We start from the raw sequence: 9,308 nt of genomic DNA on the forward strand, positions 1-9,308 counted from the left end.
ATGAGTTCTGCCCGCCGTCGCGGCCGTCGCGCCCCACTCCGGTGGAGCGGGGCGGTCGCGATTGTCGGCGCGGGCGTGCTCGCGGCTGGTGCGTACCTGCAGTTCAATGACGACGACGCTGGTACGTCGCCGTCACCGACGGGCTCTGCTTCGCCGGCAGCAGCGGTTGCGGGACGCTCGAACGAGGCGGTCGCGGAACCACCCCGGGCAGTTTCGTCCGCTGCTGCCACGACCTCATCGACCGGCCGTGTCCCGGCGGCTCGCGCTGGACGGCCGACCAGCCTCACCATTGCGCAACTCGACGTCAAAGCTCCAGTCGTCGCCATCAAGGCCGCACACGGTGCGCTGACACCGCCATCAGATCCGTCGACGGTCGGTTGGTGGTCAGGAGGCGCACAGCCCGGCGGCGCGCGTGGTTCCGCGGTCATCACCGGGCACACGGTGCACAACGGCGGTGGGGCCTTCGACAAGCTCGACCGGCTGGTCCCCGGGTCCGTCGTCGTCGTGTCGACGGCACGTGGTCAGTTGCGTTACCGGGTCGCGACGGTGACGACGTACCGGAAAGCCGCACTCGCGAAGCGGGCGACGCAACTGTTCGACCAAAGTGTTCGTGCTCGGCTGGTGCTCGTGACTTGTGAGGACTGGAACGGCAAGGTCTACCTCAGCAACGTCGTCGTGCTCGCGCTGCCGATCACGTAGCTCCTCGGTCGTGACGGCCCATGGGTTGAGCGGTCTGTTCGGCGCCGATGTGGATCGGGCGGTTTCGTAGGTAAAGGTCGCGGAGCAGGCAGATTTCGGCGCCGTGGTGGAAGACTTCCAGGCTCGTGTACAGGACGAGCCTTGCTATTGGTGCGTCTGCGAATTCGGGTGGGGCTGTCGGGCCTTGCGGTTGGGCGAGGCCTGCTGCGCCGAGGCTCCGGACGCCCTTGACCCACAGGTCGTGGGCGTCATCGAGTTGACGGAGCGCTTCTTTGGCTGTGCCCGCATAGTTGAAGGTCGCGATGTACGTCGGCGGGCCGTCAAAGTGGGTCCCGTTCATCTCCGCGAATCCAACGATCAGGTGGGCGAGACGCCAGGCGATGGTGGTCACCGGCTCCGGGTCTTGCGGCTCACCGTAATCCCAGGTGAAGTCTCCCGCGCCGAATGACATCGCGGCCGAGCTCGCTCCTCGGCGGCTGATCGTCCAGCAGTCGGGAACCGGCTGCCAGTAGTACTCGTCATCGGTCAGGCCGTCGAGTCGGGGCCGCAGCCGATGTCGCCAATGCGACTCGAGCTGATCGACCAACTCGCCGTTCCAGTCGACATCCATCGCCGGATCGTAGCCGCAGTACCCGGCGCCGCTCCGCTCATCGGCCGACGACTGCGTTCAACCCGGAAACACGACTCGGGTGCGCCGAACCGGTCGCCGTGCAGCGGGCCGCGGCCGCCACTGCGCTCTCACTCAGCGCTGGGATCGCCGAGTGTGGCGCCGTCGGGCCAGGCGCGGTTGCCGGCGCGGTTGCCGACACGTCGACGTGCATGGCATGTCGCAACGGGCGAGCGCAGAGATCGCCCGCGCGAAGTCGAGACGCCGTTGCTGCAGCCGCCAGATGCCGCGGGTCAACCGCACGGTCAGGCAGCCATCGGCGATCGTCAGCAGCGTCCCGAGTCCTCGAGGCCCGGGACCTGCGCGACCGCCGCCGCAACCTGGGCCGCCGCACCGAGCGACGCGACGCGGAACACCGCCGTCGGTCCGCCGTGCAGTACGACCCAGTCGTCCACACCCTCCGCGGCAGGGAACTGCCGCCACCCCTGCTCGCTCATCTCAGCCTCCGTCAGGGCTGGAACAGCTTCCACTGGCCCTCGGAGACGACGTCGACGGCGCCGTCGACCACCTTGATCGCGGTGTCGTCGTCGATCGCGTACGTCGGCGCAGGGATCCTTGCCGCCCACTTCTCGGCGTTGGCCACGGATGCGTCGAGGTGCCACGGGTGCTCGAAGTGGGGGATGATCCCGAAGTCGACGAGTCCCGCTCCTTGTCCCGTGACCAGGATCCTGTCGAGGTCACCCTCGGGCGTGGCGAAGACGATGTTCTCCGTCTTCAGCGGTCCGTCGCTCGAGCGGGGCGGGTCGACGAAGGTCTCGATGAAGGTGGAGGTAGCGGCGATGCTCCCGGCGCTCACGCCCACGTAGACCGCCTCGGAGCGCAGCGTCGGCAGGAGATCGGTCAGACCGGAGCGCCGCATCCAGCCGGCGAGAAACAGGGGGTCGCCGCCCCCGAACAGCAGTGCGTCGGCGTCGCGGACCCCCGGCATCCAAGTGTCCTTCTCGATGCTTGGCAGCGCCGACAGTTCCAGGATCCCGAGCGATTTCCAGCCCAGACCGCACAACAACGACGAACGCTTGCCGGCGATCGTTTCCCACGCCATGCCAGGGCCGCCGGGAAACGGGAGGAGGGCGGTGGGGATGAACAGGGCGTTGGACTCGGCGATCGGTTTGCCCAGCAGGTCAACCAGCGCGTCGCGGATGCTGTCGTTCTTGATCCCGCTCGACGTAAGGAGAGCTCTCATGTTCTACCTTCCTGAGTTGCCGGCGCGTAGTACGGCGACAGTCAACGACATCCGCGACGCCACCGCCAGTAGAGCTGCCACACCAGGTCAGTGAAGTGGCCGCATCATCCAGTGCACGCACTGTGCGGGGGCATAGCCGAGCTGCTCATTGACGTGGCGGCGGCTAGTTGTTGCGGCGGGCGATGACTCGGGTGAGGCCGAGGGTGCGGCCGGCGTCGGTGTGAAGCATCTGCGCTTCTTCCTGTCCCGGCGTACCGCTGTCGTGGTCGCAGGCCTCGTTCCACTGCAACCAGTCTCGCCACCCGTCGGGCAGGCGATCGGCGACCTCGACGGTGACCAGGCCGGTCTTCTCCCAGTGCCGGCGCCACCAGGCGGGGCTGTGCCACGCGCAGAAGTCCCATTTCCAGTACGGCGCAAGGTGTGGTGGGGGAAGCGTCTCGTACTCCTGGGCGAGACCGGGCTGAACGATGCCGATCCGGCCGCCGCGTTTCACGAAGCGTGAGAAGTAGCCGAGGTAGAGATCGTCGGTGCCGAAGTAGTGGTAGGCGCCGATGCTGACGAGCGCATCGAAGAAGTCCTCGGCGAACGGCAGGGCATGGGCCTCGGCATAGACGGGGTGAACCTGGTCTTCCACCTGAGCCTCGGCCGCGCGGCGCAGGTTCTCGCCGGGCGTGATCCACAGGTCAGTCGCCCACACCTCAACGCCGAATTCCTTCGCCAGGAAGATCGAGCTCAAAAGCGGTGCCACATCCCAGGTCGAGCACCCGCATGCCGGGCTCGAGCGGCATGAGATCGGTCAATGCCTCCGCCTGCCACACAGGGTTCGGCCCCATCGCCCCGTCAATCATCCACCGAGCCGAGTACCCAGCAGACCGCGGATACCGCTCGTTCTTCAACAGCCCTTCAAGCTCCCCATCATCCACGCGACCGGAGTCTCAAGGAGCACCACCAACCAGGCAACCAGTTATCCACGGCCGGTTGGCGTTGGCTTGGCGAGGCGACCGGACTATTATCTGATTAGATAAGGGATCTAGGAGTGTCAAAGATGGACAAGGACAGTCAGGCGGTGAGCGAACTGCTGAACCACGCCCTCGCCGAGAGCGGGCTGTCCCAGGCTGCGTTCGCCACTGCGCTCCGCACTTCTGCTCCCCGCCTCTCCACCTATCGTTCTGGCAAGACCAAGCCCACGGCGCAGTTCGTCCTGCGGGCTGGGCGGATTGCTCACGCCCTACACAGGGCGCGTGAGTATCGGATTATGACTGCCCCGGCTACAGCGACAGCCATTCGCGAGGCGAGTGATGAGGAATGGGCGTGGCGGATGTTGCTCCAGGGCCGCGACCACCTGCGCTTGCTGCTTCGCCGTCACGATGGTTCCGAAGCAGCTTGGGAGGCAGCGCCGGGAACGACTGGTCAGGCGGGCTTCGATACGCTGCTCGCCGTCCTGACTGCCCACGAATTCGAGGCAGCGGGCGAGGATCCACCCGAATGGACCAAGGTCGAGGTGCTCTCGGATCCATGGGTCCCCGAGCATCCGTTCCTGGACCGCGACGAGATCATCGAGCAAACTCCGGACTACCTGGCGCGGGCCAACATCTTTGTCCCTGCTCGTGACCTGGTGACTGCGTGAGCGACACGCGCAACGAATTCACAGCCGGCGAAATCGTCGACCTCCTGTCTGAGCTCGACAAGCGACTCAAGACGCGTGGCACCTCTGCATCGGTCTTTGTCGTCGGAGACGCCGCGATTGCCGTCACCTCGAATGACAACCTCGCCGTACGGAGGACATCGACGCCATCATGCGCGACGAGGTCGTGGTCGACGAAGCTCGCGCAATGGCAAGCCAACGCAAGCTCCCCGAAGACTGGCTGAACACCCGAGCCACTCCGTGGATGCCGCCACTGCCAGAAGGCGCTTTGCAACGCGGTGATGGGCCTGGTCTACACATCACGTACGCCGCCGACGAGTTTCTGCTGGCCACCAAGTTGGTTGCCCAGCGCCGCAAAGATGCTTCCGACATCGTCGCTCTCGCTGGGCGTCTGCACATGGAGAATGCGTCGGCTGACGAACTTGAACAGGTGATCTACCGCTAGTACACCGACGAGGACTCGCTCGAGTTCATTCTCGACGGCGAGGACATCGAGCGTGAGATACAGCTTCTGGCAGTCAGGGCCGAACGACTGTTGGCAAATCATCGGTCCGTCTCGACACGCGCGATGCCAACTGATGGGACTGGTTCTCCAGCCGTACGTCGTCAGGACCGCACGACTTCTCGCGAGCGAAGCCAATCGGACTGAGGAGGGCCATGGATGCGGCGGTCGTTAGCGTTCAGCTGCCACGGCGAGGGCTGTTTCGTATTCGATGGCTGTGATGCGAACGACGCCGGTGTCGAAGTCGGCCTTTGCCTTCTCGGACGGGGGGATTCGCGGCAGCACTGTTTGCATCGGCACGGGTGGGTCCCATTCCTCGACGTGAGCCAGCAGCACTCCGCGAGTGGAATCGCCTGGATACCCCTGCGCCTCGGACGGTGTCCAATCATGGACAGCCGAGGCAAGCTCTGCGCGGCCGATGAACACCCGCTCGGGTGCGCCTAGATAGATGAGAACCTGATCGCCGGGCGCAAGCGCATCGGCGTGCGCCTCGTCGGCATCGACGCCCCACATACTGGCTCGCAGGAACCCAGCGGCCAGCTCGCGCACGGCTTGGCCGTCGGCCTTGACGAGGTTGAACAGGTACTGCGCCACCCTCGGGATCGTACCTCTGCGGATGGCCCCAGGACCCCAGAGATCCGACCCCGTAAATTCTTTTGGTGTCGGTTGTCGGATCGACCGGAGGCCGTTCGTAGCGTTGGTGGAGGCGGACATGGGGTCCGCTGGAGCCGGAGGAGCAGACATGCCCGAGTACCTCATCTACTTCAACCAGCAGTGGGTGGGCGACCACACCGAGGAGTGGTTCCGTGGGCGCGGCCCGCTCGCCATGGCGGTCGTCAACGAAATGAAGGCCGCCGGCGTGTACGTCTTTGCCGGGGGACTGGAAGAGGAGGACGGCCCGGTCTACAACGCCGACCCCACCAGTGGCGAGGTGTTGATCACCGACGGGCCGTACGTCGAGACCAAGGAGTTTCTGGGCGGGTTCGCCCTGGTGGACGTGCCCGATGACGAGACCGCCAAGATGTGGGCCGGCAAGATCGCGGAGGGCTGCGGCTGGCCTCACGAAGTACGCCGCTTCAAGCCACAACCCAAGACCGACTAACCCCACCGCCATGGTCCTCACCACCGGTGAGGACCATGGCGCCCCCGAGCAACAGATCCGAGTAGGTCACGCGTGGCCGGGCAACCATGGGACACACTGACGGCGTGGACATCTCAAAGGGTTGGGAGTTCCGGGCGATAGTGGTCGAGGGCGACCCAGTTGATATCGCCGGCACCAACCCGTGGAAGCTTGAGTGGGAGCCTGTACCGGTGGGGGGCGTAGTGGTTGCCCACCCGACCTACCCCGCCCAGCGGCACACCATGAGCGGCTACACGCTCTCAGGAGTTGAGCCCGCTGCCTTGTTCGCAGCTGGTGAGTTCTCTAATGGTGTCTGGGGCTTCTACGAGCCCACGCAATCGATGCGGGACTTCTTGTTGTCCCGCATCCAGTGAGCCATCGCTCCGCGACGTCGTCGGACATCGACTTCGCGAGTCGGTGATGCCCGCTCATCGGGAGTCCGTACGTCGCGTGTCTCGTGGTTGATGTGTCGGGGCGGGCCGTTAGCGTCGCGGGGGTGCCGCATAACCCGCCGCCGGCCAGACCTCTTGGCCCAGACGCTGAGGGCCAGTGGGTCCGCCGCTGGACGTCGCCGGAGTGGACGCAGACAGCAGATGCTTGGGTTGGTCGCCGCCTCGCCGAGCGGGGTCGTCGGATCAGCGGTACGCCGGTCACCTATCGGGCCCGTTTCTGGTCTGTGGTGCGCTGCTATCCGTCCGTCGAGGGGCTGGTGTGGCTTAAGGAGAACAATCCTGGCCATCGATTCGAGGCCGGTTTGGTCGCCGCGTTGGCCCGGCTCGCGCCGGATGACCTGATCGCGCCGATCGCAGTCGATCGTGAACGCAGTTGGCTGCTCACGGACGATCAGGGTACGACGCTCACGCATCCTGACGTCCGTCATCAGCCGACGCGCCGCATCGTCGTACGCGCGCTTGCCCATCTTCAGTGCGCCCTCCTCGGCCGTCTCAACGTGGCCGACCACCCCGGGATCATCGGGCTTGCACCGAGCGCGGCAGGCGACCGAGTGCGGGCCGTGGCCCAGGAATGGGCGTCGTTGCAGCCCGGACATCCGCTGCGGCCCGAGCCAGACATGCTGAAACGAGCTGAGCTTGCCGCTGAGGTGTTGGATCGACGTACGGCGTACCTCAGCGACATCGTTCCGCTCGACCTGGAGCTCAACGATGTGTACCCCGCGAACATCTTCGCCGACCGCTCGACCGGCGTACTCCGGCCGCGGTTCTTCGACGTCGGCAACGCGATCTGGGGCCATCCGTTCGTCTCGCTGCACGGCTTCCTCGACTCAGTGGTCGAATGGACCCGAGCGCCCTTGTCTCGTACGGACCACGACGAACTGCTCGACGTCTATCTCGCGGCATGGCGTGATCACCTCGACGCCGACCCACGGTTGCTGCGAGACGACATCACCGCCACCGAGGCGCTGGTCGGTGTGCACCGGCTCGTGTCGTGGTTACGCCTGGTCCCGTACGCCGATCCGATCGAGCTCCGAACCCGGGCCGAGATACCACGGCAGTATCTGGCCAGGGTCGCCGAGCTGGCCGGCTAGTACTGCGCCTCGGCCAGGGAAACGAGTTCGGCGTCAATTGGCTCGTCGGGGCAGAATCGTCGTGTGAAGAAGCCAGACGCGGAACCCGTGGTCGCACGCAACCGCAAGGCTGCCCATGACTACCACCTGGGCGAATCCTGGGAGGCAGGGATCGTGCTGCAGGGGCCGGAGGTGAAGGCCCTTCGTGCCGGGCGCGCGTCCCTGGTCGGTGGCTTCGCCCAGGTCGAGGACCGGGAGCTCTGGCTGCACGGCGTACACATCCCGCAGTACTCCCAGGCCCGCTGGTTCAACGGTGGCTCCCGCCGCAAGCGGAAGCTGCTGCTCCACCGTGCCCAGATCGACAAGATCGAGCGCAAGATCAACGAGGGCAGCCTGACGATCGTCCCGCTGACCCTCTACTTCAAGGACGGTCGCGCCAAGGTGGAGATCGCCCTCGCCCGCGGCAAGAAGACCTGGGACAAGCGCCACGCCCTAGCCGAACGCGAGGCAACCCGAGAGGTGGAACGCGCAGTAAACCGCCGCCTAAAGGGCCGCTCCGACTGACGTTGGGTTACCTGATGTGGTGCTCGAGCCATTCCTGCGAACTCACCTGTTTGCCGTCCACTGTCGGTTGCAGGGCGTGGAATGCCGCCCGGTAGCCGGTCAGGGACGTGGCACTCGCCACCCAAAGTTCTCCCGGCCGGATGTTGAACACGTCGGACGGCCAATCGTGACGGTTGACCCCCCAGAAGTCGGTGAATGGACCGGCTTCTGGGGTTTGTACCAGGAAGAGTTCGACCATGATTCCCTCGGTCTCGAAAGCCCGCTTGTGCGGAAATCCTTGATCCATAAGAGACCGATCCGGCCGAAGGGGCAGTCACTGGTTTGTCCTCGATCGGGTGATGTGTGACGGATGTCCGCCAGGTGATCTGCGACAGTGCGAAGACGCGGGTCGCGGCGTGGCCGGATTGGTCTCGCGGCGTCCTAGTCTCCTGTCATGGGTACGAGCAGGGTCGAGTTCCGTGGGCAGTCGTTCTGGACTCGTGATTCGGCGGTGAGTGTCGTCCTTGCGCTGCTCGTGGCCGAGCTTGACCCGCTGACCACGAGCGAACCTGAACTCGATGCCTTGCTGGACCGATGGGCGCTGAACGCTGCGCTCTGTATCACGGGCGCGGTGGATGCAGCGCTGGACGACTATGTGACAAACGATCACCTCGTCGAACTCATCCGCGCCGCGATTCCGCCGATCGATGGCCGCCTCGCCAGCGATGATGCCCTTGTCGAGGTGACAGATCCCGCCTTCGTACGTCGTGCCGCCGCTCTCGGTGTGGACCCGCCGATCGACGCACCTGCGGCGCTTGCTCCGTGGGCTCATGAGGGTCTGGCTGTGCTGGACCAGTTGCTCGCCGGCCAGCTTCCCGAGGTACGGGGCGGCTATTGGTGGGTAGACGACAATGGCCTCCGCTCGACTCGCGGGCGCGACTAGTGAGCGTGTGACAGACGGTCGTCTGGCGTCATCCGAAGTGCTCGATGGACATCCCCAACGTCGCGGACGGCTTGGACATCCTCAGGATGCAAGCATTCCGAGTGCTGCGAGGAGTGCCCGGGCTGCGTCCTCGACGAAGACGTCGCGTCGACGCAGGATCTCCTCGATGCGCTCGACAGGGTCAACGGCCAAGCCAGACTCGAGCGCCCAGTCACGGAGCAAGGCAGCGGCGACTGTCGCCGTTGAGCTGTGGTCCCGGAGCATCCCGCACACTCGGCCGAACTCGAGTTCCGACTCCTTCTCGAGCTCCTCGAGCGCCGCCCCCTCGAGCATGTTTGCCCGCGTCGTCGAACGGGGCGTACCCCGGGAAGATAGATGAGGCGTATGGGCCTGACCCGTTTTGACGGACATCCGAGATCAGGAGCTTGTGCTCCGGAAGGATGTTCATCATGGAGCCCATGGGCAAGAAGAAGCCGCGGCCTCG

15 protein-coding genes are annotated in these 9,308 nt (G+C 65.5%); 8 read left to right on the forward strand and 7 right to left on the reverse strand.

The annotated features are described in order from the left end of the window. The gene (locus E0H73_RS32080) at positions 1–699 is read left to right on the forward strand and encodes a class F sortase (protein ID WP_131362624.1); all 699 of its coding nucleotides are present in this window, start codon (positions 1–3) and stop codon (positions 697–699) included. Here the strand turns inward: E0H73_RS32080 and E0H73_RS32085 are convergent. From E0H73_RS32085 to E0H73_RS32095, 4 genes are all read right to left on the reverse strand, one after another. Continuing rightward, on the reverse strand, positions 692–1,309 hold the full coding sequence (locus E0H73_RS32085; RefSeq protein ID WP_131362626.1) for a DinB family protein: 618 nt from the start codon (positions 1,307–1,309) through the stop codon (positions 692–694). The genes E0H73_RS32080 and E0H73_RS32085 overlap by 8 nt on opposite strands. Before the next feature lie 323 nt (positions 1,310–1,632). Further along, entirely contained in the window at positions 1,633–1,803 is a 171-nt protein-coding gene (locus E0H73_RS46105) for a hypothetical protein (protein ID WP_165555904.1), read from the reverse strand. Positions 1,804–1,814: 11 nt separating this feature from the next. After that, entirely contained in the window at positions 1,815–2,549 is a 735-nt protein-coding gene (locus E0H73_RS32090; RefSeq protein WP_131362628.1) for a Type 1 glutamine amidotransferase-like domain-containing protein, read from the reverse strand. Positions 2,550–2,712: 163 nt separating this feature from the next. Beyond that, positions 2,713–3,285: an SAM-dependent methyltransferase gene (locus tag E0H73_RS32095; RefSeq protein WP_238164406.1), complete on the reverse strand. Its 573-nt coding sequence runs from the start codon at positions 3,283–3,285 to the stop codon at positions 2,713–2,715. A gap of 309 nt (positions 3,286–3,594) precedes the next feature. On the opposite strand from E0H73_RS32095, the gene E0H73_RS32100 reads away from it, so the two are divergent. Together E0H73_RS32100 and E0H73_RS32105 are read left to right on the forward strand one after the other, a co-directional pair. Beyond that, positions 3,595–4,176: a helix-turn-helix domain-containing protein gene (locus E0H73_RS32100; RefSeq protein ID WP_131362630.1), complete on the forward strand. Its 582-nt coding sequence runs from the start codon at positions 3,595–3,597 to the stop codon at positions 4,174–4,176. Between the two features lie 169 nt (positions 4,177–4,345). After that, entirely contained in the window at positions 4,346–4,639 is a 294-nt protein-coding gene (locus E0H73_RS32105) for a hypothetical protein (protein WP_131362632.1), read from the forward strand. A 228-nt stretch (positions 4,640–4,867) separates the two neighbouring features. On the opposite strand, the gene E0H73_RS32110 is transcribed toward E0H73_RS32105, so the two are convergent. Next, positions 4,868–5,290 carry a hypothetical protein gene (locus E0H73_RS32110; protein WP_131362634.1) on the reverse strand — a complete coding sequence of 141 codons (423 nt, stop codon included), beginning with the start codon at positions 5,288–5,290 and terminating at the stop codon, positions 4,868–4,870. Between the two features lie 148 nt (positions 5,291–5,438). On the opposite strand from E0H73_RS32110, the gene E0H73_RS32115 reads away from it, so the two are divergent. The 4 genes from E0H73_RS32115 to smpB all read left to right on the forward strand — a co-directional run bounded on the left by E0H73_RS32115 (position 5,439) and on the right by smpB (position 7,902). Continuing rightward, the gene (locus E0H73_RS32115) at positions 5,439–5,798 is read left to right on the forward strand and encodes a YciI family protein (protein WP_131362636.1); all 360 of its coding nucleotides are present in this window, start codon (positions 5,439–5,441) and stop codon (positions 5,796–5,798) included. A gap of 104 nt (positions 5,799–5,902) precedes the next feature. After that, complete coding sequence (locus tag E0H73_RS32120) at positions 5,903–6,190, forward strand: hypothetical protein (RefSeq protein WP_131362638.1); 288 nt, start codon at positions 5,903–5,905, stop codon at positions 6,188–6,190. A gap of 122 nt (positions 6,191–6,312) precedes the next feature. Next, positions 6,313–7,359 (forward strand): hypothetical protein, encoded by a 1,047-nt coding sequence (locus E0H73_RS32125; RefSeq protein WP_131362640.1) that lies wholly within the window; start codon positions 6,313–6,315, stop codon positions 7,357–7,359. A 63-nt stretch (positions 7,360–7,422) separates the two neighbouring features. After that, a complete protein-coding gene (gene smpB / locus E0H73_RS32130) occupies positions 7,423–7,902 on the forward strand; it encodes an SsrA-binding protein SmpB (RefSeq protein ID WP_131362642.1) in 480 nt (159 codons plus the stop codon). Positions 7,903–7,909: 7 nt separating this feature from the next. Here smpB and E0H73_RS32135 read toward each other — a convergent pair whose 3' ends face one another. After that, entirely contained in the window at positions 7,910–8,140 is a 231-nt protein-coding gene (locus E0H73_RS32135) for a hypothetical protein (protein WP_131362644.1), read from the reverse strand. A 195-nt stretch (positions 8,141–8,335) separates the two neighbouring features. Between E0H73_RS32135 and E0H73_RS32140 the strand changes: the two genes are divergently transcribed. Next, positions 8,336–8,824, forward strand: a complete 489-nt coding sequence (locus tag E0H73_RS32140) for a hypothetical protein (RefSeq protein WP_131362646.1) — start codon at positions 8,336–8,338, stop codon at positions 8,822–8,824. A gap of 81 nt (positions 8,825–8,905) precedes the next feature. On the opposite strand, the gene E0H73_RS32145 is transcribed toward E0H73_RS32140, so the two are convergent. Continuing rightward, on the reverse strand, positions 8,906–9,157 hold the full coding sequence (locus tag E0H73_RS32145) for a hypothetical protein (protein ID WP_131362648.1): 252 nt from the start codon (positions 9,155–9,157) through the stop codon (positions 8,906–8,908). Positions 9,158–9,308 lie beyond the last annotated feature (151 nt).

Source organism: Kribbella pittospori (assembly GCF_004331465.1).
GTDB lineage: Bacteria > Actinomycetota > Actinomycetes > Propionibacteriales > Kribbellaceae > Kribbella > Kribbella pittospori.

Bases quoted from the DNA above. Each gene is read 5' to 3' on its own strand.
- E0H73_RS32080 (WP_131362624.1), top strand. From the start codon at position 1: ATGAGTTCTGCCCGCCGTCGCGGCCGTCGCGCCCCACTCCGGTGGAGC.
- E0H73_RS32085 (WP_131362626.1), bottom strand. From the start codon at position 1,309: ATGGATGTCGACTGGAACGGCGAGTTGGTCGATCAGCTCGAGTCGCAT.
- E0H73_RS46105 (WP_165555904.1), bottom strand. From the start codon at position 1,803: ATGAGCGAGCAGGGGTGGCGGCAGTTCCCTGCCGCGGAGGGTGTGGAC.
- E0H73_RS32090 (WP_131362628.1), bottom strand. From the start codon at position 2,549: ATGAGAGCTCTCCTTACGTCGAGCGGGATCAAGAACGACAGCATCCGC.
- E0H73_RS32100 (WP_131362630.1), top strand. From the start codon at position 3,595: ATGGACAAGGACAGTCAGGCGGTGAGCGAACTGCTGAACCACGCCCTC.
- E0H73_RS32105 (WP_131362632.1), top strand. From the start codon at position 4,346: ATGCGCGACGAGGTCGTGGTCGACGAAGCTCGCGCAATGGCAAGCCAA.
- E0H73_RS32115 (WP_131362636.1), top strand. From the start codon at position 5,439: ATGCCCGAGTACCTCATCTACTTCAACCAGCAGTGGGTGGGCGACCAC.
- E0H73_RS32135 (WP_131362644.1), bottom strand. From the start codon at position 8,140: ATGGTCGAACTCTTCCTGGTACAAACCCCAGAAGCCGGTCCATTCACC.
- E0H73_RS32140 (WP_131362646.1), top strand. From the start codon at position 8,336: ATGGGTACGAGCAGGGTCGAGTTCCGTGGGCAGTCGTTCTGGACTCGT.
- E0H73_RS32145 (WP_131362648.1), bottom strand. From the start codon at position 9,157: ATGCTCGAGGGGGCGGCGCTCGAGGAGCTCGAGAAGGAGTCGGAACTC.